Origin of the sequence: Trebonia kvetii (assembly GCF_007827045.1) — a bacterium.
Classification (GTDB): domain Bacteria; phylum Actinomycetota; class Actinomycetes; order Streptosporangiales; family Streptosporangiaceae; genus Trebonia; species Trebonia kvetii.
This window is the reverse complement of the sequence record NZ_RPFW01000004.1, coordinates 701,954-723,906: the sequence shown is the minus strand read 5'-3', so window position 1 is coordinate 723,906 and position 21,953 is coordinate 701,954. Positions and strand designations below refer to the sequence as shown.

Sequence of the window (21,953 nt, the reverse complement as noted above, 5' to 3'; positions counted from 1 at the left end):
AGTGCCGCCCCGCGATCCCGCGGCGCGCGGCCTTGCCGTGTGCTCAGGTGCGGCGGAAGACGTAGACGTAGTCGCGTTCGAAGACCTCTACGTAGCCGTCGTGCGGGTACAGGCCGGCGATGAAGGCGGGCACGTCCTTGATGGCCGGGCTGTAGCCGCTGTCGTTGTTGTCGAAGACGACGTACTGGGTGAGCGGATTGCCCGCGGTGCCGATCCAGAAGGTGTCGGTGCGCGCGGCGAGCGGCGCGAGCATGCCGAGTGTTGTCTGCACGGTCGCGCCGTCGGGGACGACGGCCATCGCGGCATCGGCCGCCTGCACGTGCGCGTCGATCCGGTAGGTGTCGCCGTGCCACAGGTTGTTGAGCGGGAACTGGAAGGCGAACGCGACCGCGATCGCCGCCATCATCGCCGGCCCGTGCCTGGCGACGCCGCGCCGCACGATGACCCACGCCGCCAGCCTGGTCGCCGGCGGCGACACCTCCGCGCCCGCCGGACGAGAGAGCCGCTGCCAGCGGCCGATCGCCTCCGCCGCCGCGATGAAAAGGACCGGCATGATCGTCGCGTTGTACTGCCAGTCCGTACCCCAGTAGGCGGTATTGGTCGACACGAAACGCAGCGCCAGGCCAGGCAGGCCGATCAGCGCGACAGGCGAGCAGAGCGCGGCGAACGCCGTGGGCAGCAGGAGCACCACGGTTGTCCGCAGCTTGACGGACCAGCCGTGGCCCAGCTGAACGGCGATGCGGCCAGGGGAGAATGAGCCGCGGGCGCCTCCGCCGACGACACCGCCGTCCTTCCAGAAGTAGTACTGATGGACGGGGTTGAAGTGCGGGATGAAGACCGTGATCGCGAACACCGTCCAGAACACGCCCCAGCCGACGAGGAACACCCCGCCCCACAGCGCGGTGTGGCGGTACCCCTCGGGGCTGACCCGGTCGGCGGCCGTGGAGCCGTCGCCCCATGCCGCGAAACCCTCGCCTGTGCCGCGGCCGGACATGGCCGAGGGCAACAGGGACAGCGCCGCGAGCAGCCGTGGCCGCAGCGCGGACAACACCAGGAGCAGGCCGATGGCGGCCACGCTGAACCCCTGGTCCTCCTCGATGAACACCAGCGGCATCGCCCAGCAGATCGCCGCCGCCGGACGGCGGCGGACGAGCGCGGACAGCGAAAACGCGAGCAGCGGCACGGCGAGGGCGATCTCGTGAAAATCGGCGTTGATCATCTGCTGCAGGCCCCAGGAGAAGCCGTAGGCAAAGCCGATCAGCCGTCCCGCCGTGCGCCCGGCGAGCGCGGTACCCGCCGTCGTTACCGGGAACACCGACACCGCGACCGCCAGCGCCTGGAAGAACAGCAGCGTGGCCGGCGAGGGGAAGGCGCGGAAGAACGGGGCGAGCACGGCCACCCCGACCTGAAAATGATTGCCGAGCAGGTTGAATCCCGGCGCCAGGATGTCGACGACCGGGGCGTGCAGCTGCGACAGCTGCTTGACGTACTCGGTGTAGATGCCCAGGTCGTACGACGCCGGGTTGAGCTGCAGCAACCGGTACAGCGACAGCGTGAAGTAGCCGCAGAACACGAGCGACGCGATCGCCCACGGCACGGGGTCCCGCCAGGCACTGCCCGGGGCCGCGGCCGCCGGGGACGACGCGTGCGGACCTGCGATATCCGGCTGGGTCAGGGCGGCAGACGGCACGGCAGGAGTGCGGTCGTCGGCCCCGGCCGCGGCGGTGTTCGCCGTAGTGGCGCGCGGGCGGCGCTCCCCCAGCACGCCCGTATCCTATCGCGAACAGTCGACCCCGAGCTGCCCTCAGACGAGCAGCAGTTTGGCGATCCGCCTGCCGGCGAGCGACAGCCCGACGACGCCGAGCGCGAGCAGGTACGCGGCCCGCCACAGCAGGTCGGGCGACGGCACGCCGAGCACCAGGTCACGGAGGATCACCACGCCCTGGTAGAGCGGAGTCCACTCCACGATCAGGCCGATGACGTGCGGGTACACCGATATCGGATAGAACGTGCCGGAGAACAGGAACAGCGGCACGGAGACGAGCATCACGTAGTCGAAGTCCTGCCATGACTTCATGAACGAGGTGAGGAACACCCCGATCGCCGCCGTGGCGAAGGCGATAAGGCCGGCGCCAGGCATCGCGAGTATCGCCCACGGCGAGGAGATCAGTCCCATCGCGGCCATCACGATCAGGAAGGACACCGAGTAGATCATGCCGCGCAGCACCGCCCAGCCGATCTCGGCGAACGCGACATCCCGCGCACCGAGCGGCGTGGTGAGCACCGCGTCGTAGAGCTTCTCGAACTTCAGCCGCCCGTAGATGTTGAACGTGGAGTCGGCGAGCGCGCCGTTCAGCGCGGACACCGCGAGCAGGCCCGGCGCGACGAACTCCCGGTATGGCACCTGCTGCCCGCCAGGACCGGCCACGGTGCCGATCAGGCCGCCGATCCCGACCCCCACAGAAAGCAGGTAGAACAGCGGTTCCGCCGCCCCCGACGCGACCAGGAGCCACAGCTTCCGGTAGAACCGCGCGTGCCGCTCGATGAGCCGCAGCCCGCGCGCTCCCGGGACGACGGTGATCCACGACGATGATCCGGAACCGTTGCGGGGGGCTCCGGGTGGTCGTCCCCCCGGGCGGATACCGCGTGCGACCCCCGCCGCCTCCGCTCCGCCTCCGGGCACGGGCAGGTCAGACATACAGCCGCCTGCGGTAGGTCCGCGCGCCGAACCACAGCCCGGTGGCCGTGAGCGCGGCCAGGTACCCCACGTGGAGCGCGGCCGAGCCCGCGGTCAGCGTGCCGAGGCTGAGCCCGCGGCACAGCGCCACCCCGTGCCACAGCGGCGTCGCGTAGGCGAGCGGCCTTATCCAGCCGGGCAGCTGGCTGACCGGGAAGAACGTGCCGGAGAACAGCATCAGCGGTATCGCGCCGAACCTGATCGGGTAGTTCATCGCCATATCGTGCTCGAGGGTGACCGCCCAGGCGGCGCACGGGGTCGCGAACGCCACGCCGAGCAGCACCGCGGCGGGCAGAAGCAGCACCGCCCACGGCGAGGTGATCAGCCCGAAGGCGGCCATGAACACGATGAAGACGGCCGCGTTCATCGCGATCCGCATCGTGATGAACAGCAGGTGCCCGCGGTAGATGTCGACGGGGCGCAGCATCGTCGCCTTGGCCGCGATGTAGATCCGGTTCCAGTGCATGCCGCCGAACACCGGGAACAGCGCGTTGCCCATGCCGGAGTTCATCGAGTGCACCGCCAGCACCGCCGGGGCGACAAAGACCACGTAGCTGACGCCGCCGAGCGCCGCCGTGCCGTTCTTGTCAACGAGCGAGCCAAGGCCGTAGCCCATCGCGCCCAGGTAGAAAAGCGGGCCGAGCACCGACGACCAGACAGAAGCGCGCCAGGTCCGCTGGTACATCAGCAGCCAGCAGCGGAACGCGCGGAACGACAGGACCACCGAGTTCGGCAGCTTCGGCAGTGTCTCCAGGCGAGGCGGCTCCAGGTAAAGGGCGTCGGCACTCATCAGTCGACCAGAGTGCGGCCGGTGAGGTGCAGGAACACGTCCTCGAGCGACGACCTGCGGACAAGTTCGGTGAGCGGCTCGATGCCCGCCGCGCGCACCCGTTCGAGGAACTCGTCGCCGTCCGCCGCGTAGAGCAGCATCCGGTCGGCGGTCACCTCCATCCGTTCCGGTGACAGGTCCTTGATCTTCGCCACCCACTCCTCCTGCTGCCCGGGAGGGAACCTCAGCTCGACGACCTCGGGCGTGGAGTACTGGGCGATCAGCTCCCGCGGCGTGCCCTGAGCGGCGATCCTGCCGTGGTCCATGACCACCAGGCGGTCGCACAGCTGCTCGGCCTCTTCCATGTAGTGCGTGGTGAGGATGAGCGTGACGCCGCGCTGCTTGAGGCTGAAAAGGCGGTCCCAGACCACGTGCCTGGCCTGCGGGTCGAGACCGGTGGTCGGCTCGTCGAGTATCAGGATCTCCGGGTCGTTGATCAGGCTCCGCGCGATCGTGAGGCGGCGTTTCATGCCGCCGGACAGCGGGTCGACCTGGTCGTTTGCCCGTTCTGTGAGCTGAACGAAGTCGAGCAGCTGGTCGGTCCGCTCGTTGATCAGCTTGCGGGACAGCCCGAAGTACCGGCCGTAGACCAGCAGATTTTCGCGAACCGTAAGCTCGCCGTCCAGTGTGTCTTCTTGGGGGACAACGCCAAGACGTGCGCGAATCGCCGCGCCATCTCGGATTGGGTCACCGCCGAGAATGGTAAGATCACCGAGTGTCGGCGGAGAGACGCAGCCGAGCATGCGCATGGTGGAGGATTTCCCGGCACCGTTCGGGCCGAGAAAGCCGAACGCCTCACCGCGGAAAAGATCAAAGTTGATCCCGTCCACAGCGATGAAGCTGCCGAACCGCTTCGTCAGGCCTCTGGCGCGAACAAGTACCTTAGGCACTTGACGGAGGATACCTGGCAGTTCAGGTCCGCTCCGAATGGTTTTGCGTGGGCGTCATCGGGAAGGCGCGTTCGCGCGTCTAAGGTGCATCCAGGTCATGACGTCCCGGCTGGCCACAGCAGGGGTGCCTGGCACGCGAGAGGAACTGAGCCAGTTGAGTCTGATCCGCGACTACTACCTCCGGTTTCGGGTGCTGATCCACGAGATTGGCAAGTTCGGTGTCGTGGGGCTGGTGGCCACGATCATCACCTTCGCGGTGCAGAACGCCCTGTACGGGCACGCCGGGCCGACCACCTCGGTCGTGGTGGCGAACGCGATCGCCACCTGCTTCGCCTACCTCGGCAACCGCTACTGGGCCTTCCGGCACCGCAAGACCGCGAACATGGGTCGCGAGACGGTGCTGTTCGTCTTCTTCAACCTGGTCGGCACGGTGATCCAGACCGCGTTCGTCGACTTCAACCACTACGCGCTTGGCAACCACGACCGGATCTCGCTTAACATCGCGACGGTCATCGGCATGGTGTTCGCGACGCTCTTCCGGCTGGTCTGCTACCGCAAGTTCGTCTTCAACTCGATACCGCCCGAGCAGGACGAAGCCGAGGAACTCGCCACGGCGACGCTGCCCTAGGCGCTGCTTGCTAGCAGCTCGAGCCGCCGCCGGTGGTCGTGGTGGCGGTCGCAGTGAGTCCGAGCGGCGTGCTGAGCACCGCAGTCCCCTGCGCGCTCGTCAGGTAACCGACGGCGACCATGCGCGCGATGACGTGCTCGAGCCTGGCCCTCGCATTGCCAGGATCGTTGATCGGGTCATCGATGCTCGGCGCGTTGACCACGCCGGCCAGCATCGCACCCTGGACCACCGTCAGCTCACTCGCCGGGTGGCCGAAGTAGCCGCAGCTCGCCGCCTCAAGACCGTAATAGCCGTGGCCGTAGTAGGCGACCTCGGCATACAGGTCGAGGATCTCGGCCTTGGAGTACCTCAGGTTGAGCTTGACGGCGAGGGCCACCTGCTTCAGCTCGGCGCCGAACCCTGACGGATGGGTCGGCGTGTACAGCATCTTGGCGAGCTGCTGCTCAATCGTCGCGCCGCCCTGGTCGTTGCCGCCGCTGAGCTTGGCCTGCACCACGCGGCCGACGGCGAGCAGGTCAACGCCCGGCTCACCGTAATACCGCTGATCCTCGGTGGCGATCAGTGGCCGCGCGAAGTTCTCCGGCACAGCGGGTCCGGGGTAGGCGATGCCGTGCGCCCTCGCCTGGGCTTGCGCCAGTGCGATCGCGTCGCTGGCGGACGGGGTGGCCACCCAGATCACGCTCAGGCCGGCGATCACGACGACGAGCAGCGCCGCGACGACGATCCCCGCACGCCTGAGCCACCGGCGCCTGCGGGACGCTGGCTGGCTTTTCTTTCCCGGTGGCTGACCCGCTTGGCCCGGCTCACCCGGCTGACCCGGCTGTGCTGATTGCGGCGGAAGCGGCCTGGTATCGCCCATCGCCCTTGATGCTAGCCGCTACCGTTACCCGATCACTGCTCCGGTGCGCTAAGGTATGTCCGCTGGCGCATTCCGTGGCCAGCAACGGGACGTGGCCTAGTTTGGTTCAGGGCACCTGGCTGGGGGCCAGGGGATCGGGAGTTCGAATCTCCCCGTCCCGACAGTGTGACCGCTCGCGGTCGAATGTCGTTGGTACGCCGTACGCTGCGCGTATGACCGGGCCTATTGCAACTCCGCAACCGTCGTGGACTGACACCCAGCTTGCCGACGCAATCATGGCGTCCACAAACTGGCGCAGTGTGATGCTCCTGGTGGGATTCGGCGAACGATCCCGGTCCGCCGGAGCGATCCGGGTCGTCCGGCGCCGTGCCTACTTTCGAGACTGGGACTTGCCACCAAGAGCGTCGGGACTCCCGGCGGCGTTAGCCGGGTGCAGGTCAAGACAACCACCTTCGCCCAGCAGAACGGCTGGACGGTGACAGTCGGGCATCATCCAGATACGCACTCGAAGAAGGGGCACCTGCTCGCCTACTCTCCTGACGAGATCGACCTGTTCTTCATCGTCGACCGGGACATGACGATGTACCTGATCCCGAGCCGCGCGCTTGCCGGACGGGTCCGCGTGCTCCTGCGGACCTACCGGAAGTACATCGTGGGGAATGCCCGGGGGCTGCTCGGAGTGGCGGCGGAGGAAGAGATGGCGGCGCGAACGGCGCAGGCGCTTACTCCTGCGTTAGCTCGTGGCAGTGAGCTGAGATGATTTCTTCGTGGGGGCAGACGGCTCTCGATAAGAGGGGTGACGATGGCGGACGTTGATGACTGGCTGTCCGATGTGGGGCTGGCTCTCGGGGTGCCGGTCGGCGAGCTGCTTTCCGAGCCGCTGCGCGAGGAGATCCTGGGACTGACCGGGGAGATCGCGCACAACGTGGTGCGGGTCGCGGTGCCGTGGACCAGCTATCTGATCGGGGTCGCGGTGGGGCGCGGCGCGTCGCCGCAAGAGGCGCTGCGCATCGTCGCGGAGCTGCTCCCGTCGGGTGAGAGTAGCGAACAGTAACGGTTAGTCCGTCTTTTCCTGCGGTTTTCCCGGTCAAGACAGGTGTAGGACGTCACTCTCCGTGGAATGACCACCCCCGTTAACTGATCCAGATCGGGGGAAGATCAGTGCCACCCACGAAGAGCGCGGCGACCACGACCGCTTCAGCACGGACCGCGAGCCCTAGCCGCGCCGGTTCCGCCGCTGGCACAAAAACCTCTGGCACCGCCAAGAAGACCACCGGCCCAAAGGCCGCGAGCACCAGGACCACGGGGACACGCGCCACGCGTGCGTCCGGCACGCGCGCCACCGGCACCGGGAGCACGGGCGCGAAGACCGCGTCCAGCAGGACAACAGGCACGCGGGAAACGGGCACCAGGACCACCGGCGCGAAGACCGCGGCGAGCAAGACGACCGCAAGCCGTTCGACGACCGCGTCGCGGTCCTCGTCAGCCCGAACGACCGCGGTGACGCCGCGGACGGTCAGCACCGCAGCGACCCGGGTGACCTCGGCCGCCAGCAAGCTGAACGTCGCCGCGACCAAGGCATCCACCTCGGCCAGGACGCTGACAAGCGCGCTGACCGCGATCTCGACCGCGACCAAGGCCCTTGAGACCGCGGTCACGTCGCTGAACAACGCCGCGAAGACGCTCGCCGCCGCGCCGAAGCCAGCCGCGGCGAAGACCGCATCGGCCAAGCCGGCCACCGCGCGCGCTGCAGCGGCCGGTCGCTCGACGACAGCGTCCGCGGCGAAGTCTCCGGCGAGGTCCGCGACTGCCAGGACCGCCGCCAGGGCGACGGCTTCCAGGGCGACGGCGGCGAAGGCCACGCCCGCGGCGTCCGCGGGCGCCGCATCGTCGAGCGCGGCCAAGGCCACGCCCGCCGCGTCAGCGGCCGGCGGCAAGGAGGCCAAGAAAACGGCCAAGCCAGGCAAGGCGGCCGCCAAGCCGAAGGCCGCCGCCAAGCCCAAGGTGACCGCGAAGGCCGCCGGGAAGCCGGCGGCCAATGGGAAGCCCAAGGCTAAGACCGTCAAGAAGACGACGGTGAAGGCCAAGGCGCCGGCCGCGCCCACGGAAACGGTCGCGACCCGTCCGTCGACCAGGCCGGCCACCAACGCCAACGGGGTCACGCAGACCGCCGCGCTTACTCCTGGCTCTGACCCGGACGACGTGCTGTCGGGGCTGATCCGCTAGCGTGCGGAAGATCACCTGCCGCCACGGTGTTGGATAGTGGCATGGCTATCGATGGTGAGTACGTGCCGAGCACGGCCGGCTGGGTGCGGGAGCAAGTCGAAGAGTACGAGGGTTCCGGCGGGACCACGGGAACGACGTTGCGCGACACGGGACTGCCGGTCGTGATCGTCACCAACCGCGGCGCCAAGACCGGCGTGGTCCGCAAGACTCCGCTGATGCGCGTGGAGCACGATGGTGCCTACCTGGCGGTCGGCTCCAAGGGCGGCGCGCCGCAGAACCCGGTCTGGGTGTACAACCTGCGGGCGAATCCGCAGGTGGTCGTGCAGGACGGTCAGCAGACCTGGGAGGCGACGGCCCGCGAGATCAGCGGAGACGAGCGCGCCCTGTGGTGGGACCGGGCCGTCGCGGCCTTCCCGCCGTATGCGGACTACCAGAAGAAGACCGACAGGCTCATCCCGGTCTTCGTGCTCGAGCCGTCGGGCAGCGGGTCCTGACCGCAACGCGCTGATGGTGGACGTTGAGGCACCTGGGAGTGTGCCTCAACGTCCACCATCGCTGTCCGGTGGCGCCGCTGCGCGGGCTACCGCGCCGCGCGCGCCCGGGCGAGGGCGCGAGCGTGCTCGATGCGCAGCCACTTCTCGGTGAGCCGCTCGTCGGTGATGTCGGTACCCGCCGCGACCGCGTCCAGGTAGGCGAGGTCGGCGGCGACCCGGCGGCGGAACTCGGGCCCGTCGCCCACGTGGCCGTGACCAGGCACAAGGACCGCGGCGTCCGCCTCGGCCAGCAGGCCGAGGCCTTCCCGGTACTCACCGAACGGGTTCGCGGTGTCCAGGTCAGGCAGCGGTATCTCGATGTCAGAGCACATGTCGCCGGCGATCAGCACTCCGGTGTCGGGAAGGAAGACGGCACCGTGGCCCGGGGCGTGCGCGTCGTGCGCGAGCACCACGGCGCGCGGCCCCGGCCAGTCGATCTCCCGGCCGGACAGCGCGGTGACGCGGGCGAACAGCGTCAGGTCGTGGCCGGGCGCGCTGGCCGTCACCCCCTCGATCAGGCCAGCCTCCTCGCGCGCCGCCGCCGCCACCGCACGCGGCGTCGCGTACCGCGGCGCGTCGCCAAGCGCCGCGGACCAGAGCAGGTGATCCCAGTGCGGGTGGGTGGACCAGCCGGCCACGGGCCGCAGGGCGTGCGCGCCGAGCCAGCCGGCTAGTGCGGCCAGGTCAGCGACGCTCACCGCGGGGTCGACAAGCAGGCAGCCTCCGTCGCTGCCGGCGACGATCGTCGTGGTCGTGGTGTACTTCCGCGCGGTGGCGACCCAGACGCCGCGGGCAACCTCACGGACCGCTGGCTCGTTCATGCCCGCTCCCCTGGCCCGGCGCCGCCCGGCTTGATGCCGGCGGCGCACAGCACCCGGCCCTCGGGTGCGCCTAGACCCTCGTGCACTCCGGGAGGCAGCAGGTCGAGCCCGGCGAAGAACGACCCGAGGTCGTCGGGGGTCAACGGCAGCGGCCAGGTGAAGTCGGGCAGCCGGCCAGTCGGCCCCGGTGCGGCCGTCGCGATGAGGTAGCTGCCGGGCGCGAGCGCGCGGACGAGCACGCCGGCGACGGCTCTGGCGGTGCCCGGGTCCAGCGTCTGCAGCACGAGCGTGAGGATCAGGCAGACCGGCCGGGACAGGTCGAGAAACCCGGCGACGTCGGCGCTTGCCAGGATCGCCTCCGGCTCGGCAAGGTCCCCCGTCGAGTAGCGGACGCCCGGTGGCACCAGCACGCGCCCGTGATCGGTCACCACGGGGTCCCTGTCGACGTAGGCGACGCGGGCGCCCGGTAGGAAGGCGCGGGCGGTCTCGTGGGTGGACGGGGTGGTCGGCAGGCCGGAGCCGATGTTCAGGTACTGGCTGACGCCGCCGCGCGCGACGCGCGCGACGGTGTCGGCCGCATAGGTGCGGGAGGAGAACAGCAGTTCCCGCAGGCCGGGATGGATCGCTTCCAGCCGCAGCGCGAGCGCCCTGTCGGCGGCGAAGCTGGCTCCGCCGCCGAGCAGGTAATCGCAGGCACGTGCGAGGTTCGGGGTGCTGGTATCGAGCACCCCCAGATCTTAGTCGTCGGCGTTCGGGCCAGGACGGACGGTCGTGACGAAGATGTAGGTCTCCCCCTTCACCGAGCACGAGCGCAGCGGGGCGAACCCGCGGTCGGAGTGCGTCGCGCCAGGCGGGAAGGCGCGGACGATGGTCGCCGTCGTCGGCTTGCACTTGCTCGCGGGGAAGTTCCCCACGTCGACCCAGCCCAGGTCGGCGTGCGCGGTGCCGCCCGCAGCGATGGTCACCGTGGTGGGCTTGAACCGCGCGTTGCGGCCCGCCGCGTTGCCGAGCTGCTTGCCGTTGCCGTTGAGCGCGGACACTCCCGGGTACCCGAACAGGTGACAGGCGTGGTTGCTCACGTTGGTGAACTCGAGCGGGTAGAAGGCGGTGCCCGCGGCAGCGTTGGCCTCGCCGAGGTTCAGCCAGACCGACAGGTCCGCGGCGGTGCACCGCGGCGTGCTCGCGGCGGGCGCGGCGGCGGACGCCGAGGCCGACGTTGCCCATACGGCCGCGCCGATGCCGAGGGTAAGTGCGGACGCCGAGGCGATGGCGGCCCGGCGGATGTTGCGCTTGAACATTGCGTCCTCCTACAAGTGCCGTGCTTGCGTTGCGAAGCTACGTCGGGGGGATTGTGTTTTCATTGCGAAGCTAGGTCGGCTGAATTGAGCCAGACCAGAGTCGGACGACTGCTCGGAGGTCATGTCGGTGCTAGATGTTCGTCCCCGGCTGGATCACGGCCACCGTCAGGTAGACGTGCCTGCCGCCGAGTGAGCAGGACGGCAGGTCGAAGAACGCGTGGATGGCGGTCTTCGAGTTCGGCGGGTAGACCCGCAGCTCCATCGCGGTCTTCGGCTTGCAGCCGGAGCTGGAGACCTCGGCGTTGCCGTAGGCGAACAGCGCGTGCGCGGTGCCGCCGGCCGGAATCGTCACGACCTTGCCTGCGTACACGTGGTTCCGCGCGGCCGCCAGGCCGAGCTGCTTGCCGTTCGCGCCGAGCGCCGAGACGCCGGGGTAACCGCCGGTGGCGCACGCGTGGCCGCTGTGGTTCGTGAACTCGAGCGGGTAGTAGAAGGTGCCCGCCGCGCCGTTCAGCGCGTCCGGGCTGATCCACACCGACAGCTGGCCGGCGGTGCACGCCTTGACGGTGGCCGGTGCCGATGCGGCGGAAGCGGACGTAGCCGCCCAGGCGGCGGAGCCGATGCCGATCGCGAGCGCTGCGCTGGCAGCCGCGATGAGGCGGCGGAATGGCTTGCCCATGCTCATGCTTCCTTTGACTCGAGGCGGTGCCGGGACCCATCCCCGGCGGCTAACCCCTCGTCTTAAGGACGCCACAGCGGGCTCAGCGGTTGTGACTACAGTGTTGGGCGTGGATGACGCGGATGTGTGGATGAGGCGGGGTTCGTCTTTCGGCGCCGTGGCGCAGGCGTACGCGGAATACCGGCCGGACTACCCGGCGGACGCGGTGCGCTGGTGCACCGCACCGGTTGGTGACATCGGGTCGCTGCGGGTGCTCGACCTCGGCGCGGGCACCGGGAAGCTGACCGCGCTGCTGGCGCGGCTCGGCGCGAATGTCACGGCGGTCGAGCCCGACGAGGCGATGCTGACGGAACTGCGGCGCCAGCTGCCCGCGGTGCGCGCGCTTGCCGGGTCTGCCGAGGCGATACCGCTGCCCGACGGCGCTGTGGACGCGGTGCTCTGCGGCCAGGCGCTGCACTGGTTCAACCTGGAGCGGGCGCTGCCGGAGATCGCCCGGGTGCTTGTGCCGGGCGGAACGCTCGGCGGGCTGTGGAACAGCGACGACGACCGGGTCGACTGGGTGGCGGGGCTGCAGGAGGCGGCAGCGGGCGCGGCGTCGCCTTCGTTGTCCCGCCGCAGGTCGGAGGCGGCCAGCTGGGGTCCTGCGCAGTTCGGCCGGGCCCTGTTCACGCCGACCGAGCGCGCTGAGTTCCCCAACTCGCACCGGCTGACGGCCGACTCGCTTGTCTCGCTGATCGGAACGCATTCGCAGGTGCTCGTCATGGAGCCGGGCGACAGGAACCCGCTGATCGCCAACATCCGCGCCTACCTCGGGTCCCGGCCGGAGACGGCCGCCGGCGAGTTCGACCTGCCCATGGTCACCTCGGTGATCCGTGCTGTCCGCAACGCGGGATAGAGTCCAGACGTGGACACCGAGACCGACCTTGACTCCCTGTCGTCGCAGGAACTGGCCGACCTGGCCACCAGCCGTGCGCGGCACCACGCCGACCTGGGCTTCTTCTGGGAGCTACTGCGCGCCATACCCGCTGCGGAGACCCTCGAGGGTGACGTGCGCGAGGCGGGCGAGGACCTCACCAAGGTGTCGTCGCTGCTGTCCGATGCGCTGACGCTCCGCGAGGGCAACCTGGCCGACGAACTGCGCCCGCTCTACCTGGACTACCTGCGCAAGCACCCGCCGAAGAAGTAGCGTCACCGCGGTCGCGCGGACCGCGGCGGGACGGCGAGGTAGGCGGGAAAATCAGCGAGCGCGGCATACCCCGTGGGGGCATGCCGCGCTCGGCCGACGACCGCGGGCCTGTCTTAGGCCTGCAGGACGCCCTCGATCTCGAGGTTGATGGTGACGTTCTCGCTGACCGCGACGCCGCCAGGCACACCAGGGATCGGGCCGTTAAAGGCCACGCCATAGTCCATGCGGTTGATGTGGCTGATCGCGGAGAAGCCGACGCGGGTGCCGCCGTAGGCGTCCGGGCCGAAGCCGCTGACCTCAAGGTCAAAGGCGACCGTCTTGGTGACGCCCTTGAGGGTCAGCTCACCCTCAAGCACGAATCCCTCCTCGGCCTCCTTGATGCCGGTGGAGACGAAGGTCATCGTCGGGTACTTCTCCACCTCGAAGAAGTCGGCGCTGCGGATGTGCGCATCGCGCTGCTCCTGGCCGGTGTTGATCGAGGAGAGGTCAACCGAGGCCGTGACGGACGAGGCGAAAGGGTCTTCTCCGGTCACGATGGTGCCCTCGAACGTGTCGAAGCGGCCACGGACCTTGCTGACCATCATGTGCCGGACGGTGAACGAGACCTCGGAGTGAACGGGGTCAATCGCCCAGGTCCCGGCGATATAGCCGGGGATTTGTACGGCGGACGTGCTCATCGAGCCTCCAGGGAAAGGGAACGGTCAAACTGCTATTGCTACGCTGGAGTGCGTTACTTCCTAACAGTAACCAAGGATGGTTGAAGTGTCAAGCACTGTCGTCACGCCAGGCTACCGCGTAACCTTGAAGTCATGACGGCTACAGACGGCGAAACGGCCCCGGGGTACGCGTCGTCCACGTGCCGGGTCCGCGCGGTGCTGGACCGCGTCGGTGATAAGTGGTCGATCTACGTGGTGGACCGGCTCGGCGGCGGGCAGCTCCGGTTCAGCGAGCTGCTGCGCGGCATCGACGGCATCACCGCGCGCATGCTTACCGTAACATTGCGCGGTCTGGAGCGGGACGGCATCCTCACCCGGACCGTGCACGCCGCCGTGCCGCCGCGGGTGGACTACGCCCTCACCCCCCTCGGCGAGACCCTGCGGGAGGCGATCGGGCAGCTGGTGTCCTGGGCGGACAGCCATCTGCCGGAGATCGAGGAGGCACGGGCCGCCTACGACGGCCGCGCCGATGAGCCCGCGTGTCCCGAAGCGGCGGCGGGCTAGCCCGGCTCTGCCGGCTTGGGCCGAGCCCGCCGACCTAAGCGGATGGCCCGCCGTGCGGGGACCCACCGCCCGCGAGCCAGGCCGCGCCGCGCGCGTACAGTTCCTCGACGGCGGGACCGCGCAGCCCCGGCATGTCCGGCTTCACCGGGTAGCCCGCCTGGACCTGCAGGTAGGCGAGGTAGCGGTAGCCCTCGGGGAAACGCTCGAGCAGGGCGACGCCGAACGGGCGCGGCCAGTGTCAGCCGCACCCGTTCCGCTCAATCCGCTCTCGCCCTGCCCTAGGACACCTGCTCCGCCGCGGTGGTCACCGCCTCCACCGGGGGCTGGAGCGCGAAGTGGCAGGCGGCCATGTGACTGGCCGCGCCGTAGGCCTTCAGCTCGGGCTCGACGGTGGAGCAGAGCTCCTGGGCGATCGGGCAGCGGGTGCGGAACCGGCAGCCCGTCGGCGGGTGCAGCGCGCTCGGCAGCTCGCCGGTGATCCCCGCGTTGACCTTGGCCCGTTCCGTGGCCGGGTCGGCGGTGGGCGCCGACTCGATCAGGCCCTTGGTGTACGGATGCGCCGGGCGCAGGTACACCTCGTCGGCGGTGCCGATCTCCACCAGCTTGCCGAGGTACATGACCCCAATGTGGTTGGACAAGTACCGCACGACGGACAGGTCGTGGGAGATGAACAGGTAGGTCAGGCCCATCTCCCGCTGCAGGTCGCGCATCATGTTGAGCACCCGCGCCTGGATGGAGACATCAAGCGCGGACACCGGCTCGTCGGCGATGATGAGCTGGGGGTTGAGCATCAGCGCGCGGGCGAAGCCGAGCCGCTGGCGCTGACCGCCGGAGAACTCGTGCGGATAGCGCTCGGTCCACGCCTCGGGGAGCCCGACCTTGCCGAGCATCTCCTTGACCTTGGCGAACGATCCGGCCGTCGGCTTCTCCAGGCCGACCAGCATTCGGCCGATCGTCGTCTTGCCGCAGCCGGACTCGCCGACGAGGCCGAGCGTCTCGCCCTTGCGGATCTCGAACGACACGTCGGCGACTGCGCTGACCGAGCCGACCTTGCGCTGCAGCATGCCCTTGGTGACCGGGAAATCCTTGACCAGGTTGCTCGCGCGAAGCACGACAGCGCCAGGCACGATCTCCTCGACCGCCGCGGTGCTCTGCTCCCCGGTCGGCTCCACGACGGTGAGCTGCCCGGCGACCGTCTTCTCCTGCGCGCCGACCGGGTAGAAGCAGCGGTAGGTGTGCGCCGTGGTCTCGCCGGTCAGCATCGGGTCCTCGGCGCGGCACTTGTCGGTGGCGTACCGGCAGCGCGGCGCGAACCGGCAGCCCTTGGGCGGGTTGACCAGGTCCGGCGGCGCGCCGGGTATCGAGTACAGCCGCTCCCGCGTCTCCGCCGACTTTTCAGGCAGGGCGTGGAAGAGCGCCTCGGTGTACGGGTGGCGCGGGTTGGCGTACAACAGCGACGTCTCGGTGGTCTCCACGACCTTGCCCGCGTACATGACGGCCACCCGGTCGGCCCGGCCGGCGATCACGCCGAGGTCGTGGGTGACCAGGATGACCGACATCCCCAGCCGCTCCCGCAGGCCGTCGATGAGCTCGAGGATCTGCTTCTGGATGCTCACGTCCAGGGCGGTCGTCGGCTCGTCGGCAATCAGCAGCTTGGGATCGCGCGCAGCGGGCGGCCGCCGACCACCCGGACGGCCTGCACGTACTCCCGGTTGCCCAGCGCGAGCGTCTCGCCGCGCACCAGGCGGGCGACGCCGAACCAGTAGAAGATCGCGATGATGAAGATGATCGTGGTCGGCGTCGGGTGGAAGATGACCGACAGGATGATGATGACCATCAGCGACGGCAGCGAAAGTCCGGCGTCCACGATCCGCATCATCAGCGCGTCGACGTAGCCGCCGGCGAAGCCGGAGATCGCGCCGTACAGGGTGCCGACGAGGACCGAGACGATCGCCGCCGCGAGCCCGACCTCGAGCGCGGTCTGCCCGCCGACCATCAGCCGGCCGAGCTGATCATAGCCGAGGTCGTTGCAGCCGAGCAGGTGCGAGCCCGACGGCGTGCACAGGTAGTTGCTCAGGTCTGTGTCCGTCTGGTTGGTCACGTAGATGTGCGGACCGACGAAGCAGAACAGCAGGATGAAGGCGATGAAGGCAAGGCTGGCCAGCGCGAGCCGGTTCTCCGCGAAGACCTCCCAGGCGCGCGTGAACATGCCGCGCGGCTTGGACGCGGGCACGATCCCCAGGTCGGCCTCGCTTGCCGCGATGATCTGCGCCTCAGACATCAGTACCTCACCCTCGGGTCGAGCACGGCGTGGCCGATGTCCGCGGCCAGGTTCCCCAGGACCGTCGCCAGCGTGGCGAGCACGGTGAACCCGAGCAACGTCTCGTAGTCGTTGTTCAGCGCGGCCTGGTAGAAGGCGAGGCCCATGCCCGTGTAGTTGAATACGGCCTCGATCAGGATCGCGCCGCCCACGAGGGCCGGGACGGACAGGCCGAGCAGGGTCACGATGGAGACCAGCGAGTTGCGGAAGACATGACCCCAGATCACCCGGCGCTCGCTCGCGCCCTTCGCCCGCGCGGTGCGGACGTAGTCCTGCACCAGGTTGTCGAGGGACCGACGAGCGCATGTACCGCGACCATAGGCGCGTACAGCAGGAAGGCGTGGGTGAACACCGGCAGGACGAGCGCCCGTGGATCGCTGAGAATCCCCCAGATCGAGTTCGTCTGCGGGGCGAACGGCGGGAACAGGTGGATGTCCACCGCGAACCAGTCGACCAGGACGAGGCCGAGGAGGAACGTGGGGGTCGAGTAGCCGAGGAAGGAGATGCCGGTCAGCACGTAGTCGGCGACGCTGTTGCGGCGGACCGCCTGGTACACGCCGAGCGGGATGCCGAACAGCAGGGAGACGACAGTGCCGAGCGTGACCAGGATGACCGTCTTCGGCAGGTCCTGGGCGATGAGCGTAGTCACCGACAGGTTGAGCTTGTCGGAGAAGCCAAGGTTGCCCTGCAGCAGCTGCCAGACCCACTTGATGTACTGCACGTAGAACGGCTGATCGAAGCCGTACAGGTGGTTGTAGTAGTTGATCAGGAACGGCGTCGCGCGCACACCGAGCAAGGCGCGGACAGGGCCGCCTGGAAAAAGGTGAACCATCCCGAGGGTTGCGACGGTCACGAGGAAAAGCACGAAAATCGACTGTCCGGCCGCCTAATCAGGAAACCGACCACGGTTTCAGTGTCCTTTCTCGCGCCGGCCGCGGTCACCCCCGATTTTGTCGGGGGTGACCGCGGCCAGGTTGCCCGCTGGTTACTTCGTGAAGTTCCAGTACTCGGGCAGGAGGGTCGCGAGCGGGTTGAAGCCCACGTTGGCCAGCTTGTTGCTGACCGCCCAGACGCTATAGAAGTCCGGCGTCCAGATGAACGGCAACTGCTGCGCGAGGTACGTGCCGTACTGCTGGAACACCGACAGGCTGCTGCTGGTGTGCGTGAGGTTGATCAGCTTGTCCATCGTCGCGTCGGAGTAGCTACCCGAGTTGGACGAGGCACCCGTCGCGAACAGCGACTCACCTGTCGGCTCGAAGCCTGGTCCGTTGAAGTTCCAGCCGCCGAAGTTGAGGATTTCCCACTTGCAGCCGGCGTCGGTCGGCTTGCAGGGGGCCGACTCACCGATGATCGTGTTAAAGGACTGGGGCACCAGGTTCAGCTGGATCCCGGCCTGCCCCATGTCCGACTTCATTACCGCGACCTCCTCCTGGAAAAACCGGATGCCGGTCGCGTAGTCCATCGTCATCGACAGCTTGGTGCCCGCGGTCACGCCGGCCCCGCACTGGTTGGCGCCGGTGCCAGGCGACTGGCAGGTCATCACGCCGCCGACGTTCTTCCAGCCATGACTGGTGAGCAGGGAGGTGGCGTTGGAGATGGAGAACGCGTACGGACCCTGGCCACCGTTGGCATTCTGCACCGAGGGGACCCACTGGCTCTTCGGCTGGGTCGGCACGCCGCCCGAGGTCGGGTAACCGTAGCCGCGGTCGACCGACTTGATCATGCCTTCCTGGTCAATCAGCTCCTGCATCGCCTGGCGCACGTACAGCTGCCTGTATGCCGGACCCAGGGTCGGGTTGTTGAAGTTGATATAGAAGTACTGGATGCCGAACGAGTAGGCCGGCGACAGGTTGTAGCTGCTGCCAAGCGGGTTGGTCGACGGCAGCACCTGGCCGTTGGTGACGGGGGGAAGGTCCTGCGGCGGGATGTAGCCCGCGTCGAGCTGGCCAGTCTTCAGCGCCGTGTACTCGGCCGAGTCATCGGTGTACGCGTAGTACGTGAGGTTCGCCAGCTGCGGCTTGGGACTGCCGGAGTAGGCCGCGTTCGGCACGAACGACGTGACCGGGCCGGACGCGGCGGTGCTGAAGCTGGACACCTTCCACGGGCCGTCGACGACCGCCCAGAGCGGGTTGGTCGCGTAGGTCTTCACGTTCTTCGCCTGCGCGGTGAGGAAGGTCCAGACCGCCTTGCACTTGGCGTACTTGTCGGCGGCGGTGTCGGCGGCGCAGCCTCCGCTGCTCGCCGCGGCACTCGCGGAGGTGACGTCCCAGGCCTTGGGCATCGGGGTGATCTCGGCCAGCTGGTTGTAGGTGAACCAGATGCTGGAGACCGCGGACTTCAGGTGCAGGACCACCGTGTTGGCGTCGGTCGCGCTGTAGGAGGCGAGGTTGTCGGGGAGAAGGCCAGGCACGTAGCCGTAGTAGTTGGCCGGCTCGGCCTTCATCATGTTGAGCCAGAAGATCACGTCGCTGGCGTCAACGGTCTCGCCGTTGCTCCACTTCCAGTCCTTCATCGTGATCGTGACCGTCTTGCCGCCGTCGGAGTAAACGGGGGCATTGGCCGGCGAAAGCGGGTAGTTCACGTCGACCGACGGGCCGTTGTTGCCGAACATGTACAGCGGCCGGTACAGGAGCATCTGGAACTGCTCGGCGTTGTACTCGTTGGCGCTGGTCAGCGGCATGTAGGGGAAGATCCAGCTGAGCGTAAAGCCCGATGGCAGCGCGAACCGCGCAGTGCCGCCAGACACTGCCGCGGCGGTTGAGGACGCTGATGCCGATGACGACGAGCTGCTGCTAGGGCTGCTCGGCGTGCTTGTCGAGCTGCTGCACGCGGCAATGCCGACCGCGAGCAGAGCCGCCGCTCCGGCCACGGCTGTGCGCGCCATGCGCGAACGCCGTCTGTTCCGAAACATCAATTGCGCTCCTTGGCTGTGCTGTTGTGCGCCCCCGACCGGCCTTGTTGGGGCCTGTTCCAGGCGCGAACTTGCCTGGAGGATAAGTTAGGCCCGTTAAGGTGCCTAGCGAAGCAAGGCCTTCACACGATCTAGTGTGCGACTCAAGTTGTTGGCGCCGGCCAGCGTGAGTGCCTCATCGACGGTGAGCCAGCGCAGCGGAGAAAGATCATTTTCCGGCTTTACGGCATTGGGCTCTTGCGTCGCAAGGATAAAACGAAGGTCAGCGTGCTGGTGCGCCGACTCGGTCGCGGACGCGCGGACGTCGCAGATGACCGCGTGACGCAGCGCGGCGTCGGGCCAGGGCGTCAGGTCCGCGAGGCCGGTCTCCTCGGCCGCCTCGCGCAGCGCGATAGCGAGCGGATCGCGCTCACCGGGATCGCCGTGCCCGCCGACCTGCAGCCAGCGCTCTTGCCTGGCATGCCAGCGGAGCAGCACCCGGCCGGTCGGCGGGTGCACCACGAGGGCGGACGCGGTGAAGTGCAGCGGCAGCAGCCCGCGGGACCAGGGGTCGGGCGCGCTCGCCGCGAGGCGGGTCATCCGTTCCAGGTCCGCGGCCTCGGTCTCCCCCGTGGCCCAGTACTCGGTCAGCAGCCCGCTCAGCACCTGACCATCGTGCCACGCGCGAGACAGGCGCGGCGACCCTTTCGCTTCCGTGGCCCTCCTCTGGCCCAATCATGAGCTTTAGACCCATGTACACCAGTAGTCACACCAGCATCATTCGTCGACAAAATCGAACGCTGCATAACAACTAAAGGTGCTGTTCGCAAATACTTTCCAGTAGAGTCGTACGTGTGTTCTAATAGGGAACATGAGTACGGACCGCGCGGCGATGATCGGCCAGGTGTCCGCGGCGCACTTCCCCGCGCCGCGGCGACCGGCCGCCGCGCGCGGGCGCTAACGGGTTTACAGCCGCCGAAAGGCAAGGCTGAAGTCCCAGCACACACTGCCAGCAAGGGGTGACCATGACGCACGACTTCGAATATACGAGCTATGATGACGCCGATAGGATCGCCATGCTGGAAAACAGGGCCGCCGAGCTCGAGCGCCGGCTGCTCGCCGTCGTCCCGCCCGGCGACGGTGGCGACTGGCCCAACCTCGGCGTCCCCGCCGAGGGGCCACGCGCTAAGGCCGGACGCACGCAGGCCCTTCCCGCGGCGAGTGACTCAGCGTCGGACGGCATAGGGATGGACGAGACGGCATTCGGCGACACCGGGATTCCCCGCGGGTCCGGCGTCCGTGGCACCGACGGGCGGACAGAGGCGCTGATCAACCATGGCCGCCAGCGGGCAAAGCGGTCGCGCGGTCTCTGGTTCCTCAAGCACTGGCGTTTCGTCGGTATCGGCGCCGCCGCGCTGCTGCTCGGGATCGGCGTCGCGCTGCTGGTCCTGCCGGGCGGCGCACCCGGCTGGCCGTCGAGCGTCGCCCAGGTGCAGACGCAGATCAAGCGGGCCTGCCAGAATCCCGACGTCGCGGCGGAGCCGAGCGGTCTTAACTTCGCCTGCGAGAAGGACACCCAGCAGGTCCTGTGGATCTTCTCGCTGCTGACGAGCGGCAACAACCCCGGCTACCTGGACTCCTCGACCGGGCGCAAGGGTCTCGAGCCGATCCAGCCCGCCCAGGGCGGCGACATCGCGTGGTCGCTCAACCTGCACCACCCCTACAACCCGGCTAATCCGATCGACAGCCTCGAGGTGGCCGCGCGGGCGATCAACAACATCATCAGCGGCGCCACGCTCACCGCCACCAACGGCGGCGCGCTCGTCGAGCCGGGCCTGGAGAGTACGCCGGCCAACTGCCAGCGGTACACGGGTTCTTCGCAGGTGGTGACCAGGCATGGCTACCCGACGCGCTGCGCGTCCGCCATCACGTCGCCCGGCGGCCAGGCGGCACTCGTGAGCGACGTCTTCAGTCAGTGGATGGGCGGCACCCCGTCGGCTCTGGCGGCACAGGCCGGAGTGCTTTTCCAGAACGCGGAAAATCCGGGTGACCCGCGGGTGCAGGCGATACTGCAGAGCCTGCCCGCGTTCGGCCGTTAACCGGGCCGCCAACCGGGCCGACGCCTGCGGCTGAGGCCCGCGAGGCGGATGGGGAGGCACTGAAACCAGCGACATTAATGTCGGGAAAAAGGCGCATCCCAAGCAGGACTGTAATCGCCGAAGGGGGGAAGTGGTACCCGTGCGTTCCGGCAGGAGGCCATGGTGGCAGCAGGCAACGGCGCTTGTGACCGTGAGCACTGGCGGCGTGATCACAGGGTTCAACTTCGTCCCAGGGGCGGCCGCGACGATGACCTCGCCGAACAGCGTGCCACTCCACCTGCTCGCGCTCGAGCGGGCGGCTAAGCCTGGCACCCTCGGTGACCTGGCCGCCGGCTCCGACAGCGCGGGCAGCGTGGCGAGCGACGCGCAGCTGCGCGCCGCGATCGTCAACGTGGCCGGCTACTACCTGCGGCTTTCCCAGACCAGAACGCCCGCCCAGATGGAGGCGCTTATCTGGGATAACACCAGCAGCAACGGCGCCGACCACGGCCCGTCCTGTGCGGCGTTCGCCAGCCTCACGCTGGACCTCGCGGCGCAGGCGGTTGGCCAGCAGAGCTGGGTCAGCGGCGGCTCGAGCTACCCGTACCCGCTGCCTGAGTGGGCCGACGTCCGGGTCGACACCAACCCCGACTCGCCATCCATCACGTCCATGGTGGCCGACGCGCAGGCGCACGACCGCTGGCATGCGCTCGGTGACGGCTATCAGCCGCGGCCGGGCGACTGGGTCCTGTATCCCGG

Annotated in this window: 26 protein-coding genes and 1 tRNA gene; 10 read left to right on the top strand and 17 right to left on the bottom strand. The window is 68.6% G+C overall.

From position 1 onward, the window contains the following. Positions 1-43: 43 nt before the first annotated feature. The 4 genes from EAS64_RS23265 to EAS64_RS23250 are packed head-to-tail and all read right to left on the bottom strand — an operon-like array spanning position 44 to position 4,456. A complete protein-coding gene (locus tag EAS64_RS23265; protein ID WP_145855987.1) occupies positions 44-1,765 on the bottom strand; it encodes a DUF2079 domain-containing protein in 1,722 nt (573 codons plus the stop codon). Positions 1,766-1,804: 39 nt separating this feature from the next. Next, positions 1,805-2,698, bottom strand: coding sequence for an ABC transporter permease (locus EAS64_RS23260; protein WP_145855986.1), 894 nt, complete (start codon positions 2,696-2,698; stop codon positions 1,805-1,807). Continuing rightward, positions 2,691-3,527, bottom strand: a complete 837-nt coding sequence (locus EAS64_RS23255) for an ABC transporter permease (protein WP_145855984.1) — start codon at positions 3,525-3,527, stop codon at positions 2,691-2,693. Before EAS64_RS23255 ends, EAS64_RS23260 begins: the two co-directional genes overlap by 8 nt. Beyond that, positions 3,527-4,456, bottom strand: a complete 930-nt coding sequence (locus EAS64_RS23250) for an ABC transporter ATP-binding protein (protein ID WP_145855982.1) — start codon at positions 4,454-4,456, stop codon at positions 3,527-3,529. The genes EAS64_RS23255 and EAS64_RS23250 overlap by 1 nt, the downstream gene beginning before the upstream one ends. A gap of 97 nt (positions 4,457-4,553) precedes the next feature. Here EAS64_RS23250 and EAS64_RS23245 point away from each other — a divergent pair, with 97 nt between their 5' ends. Beyond that, the gene (locus EAS64_RS23245; RefSeq protein ID WP_187366124.1) at positions 4,554-5,084 is read left to right on the top strand and encodes a GtrA family protein; all 531 of its coding nucleotides are present in this window, start codon (positions 4,554-4,556) and stop codon (positions 5,082-5,084) included. Positions 5,085-5,094: 10 nt separating this feature from the next. On the opposite strand, the gene EAS64_RS23240 is transcribed toward EAS64_RS23245, so the two are convergent. After that, positions 5,095-5,943, bottom strand: coding sequence for a biosynthetic peptidoglycan transglycosylase (locus tag EAS64_RS23240; RefSeq protein WP_145855978.1), 849 nt, complete (start codon positions 5,941-5,943; stop codon positions 5,095-5,097). Positions 5,944-6,028: 85 nt separating this feature from the next. Here EAS64_RS23240 and EAS64_RS23235 point away from each other — a divergent pair. The 3 genes from EAS64_RS23235 to EAS64_RS23225 all read left to right on the top strand — a co-directional run bounded on the left by EAS64_RS23235 (position 6,029) and on the right by EAS64_RS23225 (position 6,997). Continuing rightward, a tRNA-Pro gene (locus EAS64_RS23235) sits at positions 6,029-6,104 on the top strand. Positions 6,105-6,373: 269 nt separating this feature from the next. Continuing rightward, entirely contained in the window at positions 6,374-6,703 is a 330-nt protein-coding gene (locus EAS64_RS23230) for a hypothetical protein (RefSeq protein ID WP_145855976.1), read from the top strand. Positions 6,704-6,745: 42 nt separating this feature from the next. Beyond that, positions 6,746-6,997 (top strand): DUF6457 domain-containing protein, encoded by a 252-nt coding sequence (locus tag EAS64_RS23225; protein ID WP_222849522.1) that lies wholly within the window; start codon positions 6,746-6,748, stop codon positions 6,995-6,997. Positions 6,998-7,076: 79 nt separating this feature from the next. On the opposite strand, the gene EAS64_RS23220 is transcribed toward EAS64_RS23225, so the two are convergent. Beyond that, positions 7,077-8,030, bottom strand: a complete 954-nt coding sequence (locus EAS64_RS23220; RefSeq protein WP_145855974.1) for a hypothetical protein — start codon at positions 8,028-8,030, stop codon at positions 7,077-7,079. Between EAS64_RS23220 and EAS64_RS43755 the strand changes: the two genes are divergently transcribed. Next, the gene (locus tag EAS64_RS43755) at positions 8,020-8,169 is read left to right on the top strand and encodes a hypothetical protein (RefSeq protein WP_187366123.1); all 150 of its coding nucleotides are present in this window, start codon (positions 8,020-8,022) and stop codon (positions 8,167-8,169) included. The two genes, EAS64_RS23220 and EAS64_RS43755, sit on opposite strands and share 11 nt — an antisense overlap. 41 nt (positions 8,170-8,210) lie before the next feature. After that, positions 8,211-8,663 carry a nitroreductase family deazaflavin-dependent oxidoreductase gene (locus EAS64_RS23215; RefSeq protein WP_145855972.1) on the top strand — a complete coding sequence of 151 codons (453 nt, stop codon included), beginning with the start codon at positions 8,211-8,213 and terminating at the stop codon, positions 8,661-8,663. A gap of 86 nt (positions 8,664-8,749) precedes the next feature. Here EAS64_RS23215 and EAS64_RS23210 read toward each other — a convergent pair whose 3' ends face one another. The 4 genes from EAS64_RS23210 to EAS64_RS23195 form a co-directional block, all read right to left on the bottom strand. Beyond that, a complete protein-coding gene (locus tag EAS64_RS23210) occupies positions 8,750-9,523 on the bottom strand; it encodes an MBL fold metallo-hydrolase (protein WP_145855970.1) in 774 nt (257 codons plus the stop codon). Then, the gene (locus EAS64_RS23205) at positions 9,520-10,251 is read right to left on the bottom strand and encodes an SAM-dependent methyltransferase (protein WP_187366122.1); all 732 of its coding nucleotides are present in this window, start codon (positions 10,249-10,251) and stop codon (positions 9,520-9,522) included. The genes EAS64_RS23210 and EAS64_RS23205 overlap by 4 nt, the downstream gene beginning before the upstream one ends. 9 nt (positions 10,252-10,260) lie before the next feature. Further along, on the bottom strand, positions 10,261-10,821 hold the full coding sequence (locus EAS64_RS23200; RefSeq protein WP_145855966.1) for a DUF4232 domain-containing protein: 561 nt from the start codon (positions 10,819-10,821) through the stop codon (positions 10,261-10,263). Positions 10,822-10,951: 130 nt separating this feature from the next. Beyond that, positions 10,952-11,500, bottom strand: a complete 549-nt coding sequence (locus EAS64_RS23195) for a DUF4232 domain-containing protein (protein WP_187366121.1) — start codon at positions 11,498-11,500, stop codon at positions 10,952-10,954. Between the two features lie 109 nt (positions 11,501-11,609). Between EAS64_RS23195 and EAS64_RS23190 the strand changes: the two genes are divergently transcribed. Further along, the gene (locus EAS64_RS23190; protein WP_246115820.1) at positions 11,610-12,395 is read left to right on the top strand and encodes a class I SAM-dependent methyltransferase; all 786 of its coding nucleotides are present in this window, start codon (positions 11,610-11,612) and stop codon (positions 12,393-12,395) included. A 9-nt stretch (positions 12,396-12,404) separates the two neighbouring features. Next, positions 12,405-12,686, top strand: a complete 282-nt coding sequence (locus EAS64_RS23185; protein ID WP_145855963.1) for a hypothetical protein — start codon at positions 12,405-12,407, stop codon at positions 12,684-12,686. A 113-nt stretch (positions 12,687-12,799) separates the two neighbouring features. Here the strand turns inward: EAS64_RS23185 and EAS64_RS23180 are convergent, their stop codons facing one another. Next, positions 12,800-13,363 carry a YceI family protein gene (locus tag EAS64_RS23180; RefSeq protein ID WP_145855961.1) on the bottom strand — a complete coding sequence of 188 codons (564 nt, stop codon included), beginning with the start codon at positions 13,361-13,363 and terminating at the stop codon, positions 12,800-12,802. Positions 13,364-13,495: 132 nt separating this feature from the next. On the opposite strand from EAS64_RS23180, the gene EAS64_RS23175 reads away from it, so the two are divergent. Continuing rightward, the gene (locus EAS64_RS23175) at positions 13,496-13,906 is read left to right on the top strand and encodes a winged helix-turn-helix transcriptional regulator (RefSeq protein WP_145855959.1); all 411 of its coding nucleotides are present in this window, start codon (positions 13,496-13,498) and stop codon (positions 13,904-13,906) included. Positions 13,907-14,184: 278 nt separating this feature from the next. On the opposite strand, the gene EAS64_RS46850 is transcribed toward EAS64_RS23175, so the two are convergent. From EAS64_RS46850 to EAS64_RS23145, 6 genes are all read right to left on the bottom strand, one after another. Beyond that, complete coding sequence (locus tag EAS64_RS46850) at positions 14,185-15,522, bottom strand: dipeptide ABC transporter ATP-binding protein (RefSeq protein WP_281283304.1); 1,338 nt, start codon at positions 15,520-15,522, stop codon at positions 14,185-14,187. Positions 15,523-15,551: 29 nt separating this feature from the next. After that, positions 15,552-16,187 carry an ABC transporter permease gene (locus tag EAS64_RS23160; RefSeq protein ID WP_145855955.1) on the bottom strand — a complete coding sequence of 212 codons (636 nt, stop codon included), beginning with the start codon at positions 16,185-16,187 and terminating at the stop codon, positions 15,552-15,554. After that, a complete protein-coding gene (locus EAS64_RS46845) occupies positions 16,187-16,504 on the bottom strand; it encodes an ABC transporter permease (protein ID WP_222849521.1) in 318 nt (105 codons plus the stop codon). Before EAS64_RS46845 ends, EAS64_RS23160 begins: the two co-directional genes overlap by 1 nt. Beyond that, positions 16,450-17,091 carry an ABC transporter permease gene (locus EAS64_RS46840; protein ID WP_281283303.1) on the bottom strand — a complete coding sequence of 214 codons (642 nt, stop codon included), beginning with the start codon at positions 17,089-17,091 and terminating at the stop codon, positions 16,450-16,452. The genes EAS64_RS46845 and EAS64_RS46840 overlap by 55 nt, the downstream gene beginning before the upstream one ends. Before the next feature lie 120 nt (positions 17,092-17,211). Beyond that, the gene (locus EAS64_RS23150; RefSeq protein WP_187366120.1) at positions 17,212-19,110 is read right to left on the bottom strand and encodes an ABC transporter substrate-binding protein; all 1,899 of its coding nucleotides are present in this window, start codon (positions 19,108-19,110) and stop codon (positions 17,212-17,214) included. A 132-nt stretch (positions 19,111-19,242) separates the two neighbouring features. After that, on the bottom strand, positions 19,243-19,782 hold the full coding sequence (locus EAS64_RS23145) for an NUDIX hydrolase (protein ID WP_222849519.1): 540 nt from the start codon (positions 19,780-19,782) through the stop codon (positions 19,243-19,245). 410 nt (positions 19,783-20,192) lie between these two features. Between EAS64_RS23145 and EAS64_RS23140 the strand changes: the two genes are divergently transcribed. After that, a complete protein-coding gene (locus EAS64_RS23140) occupies positions 20,193-21,215 on the top strand; it encodes a hypothetical protein (RefSeq protein ID WP_187366119.1) in 1,023 nt (340 codons plus the stop codon). The last annotated feature ends 738 nt before the right edge of the window (positions 21,216-21,953 follow it).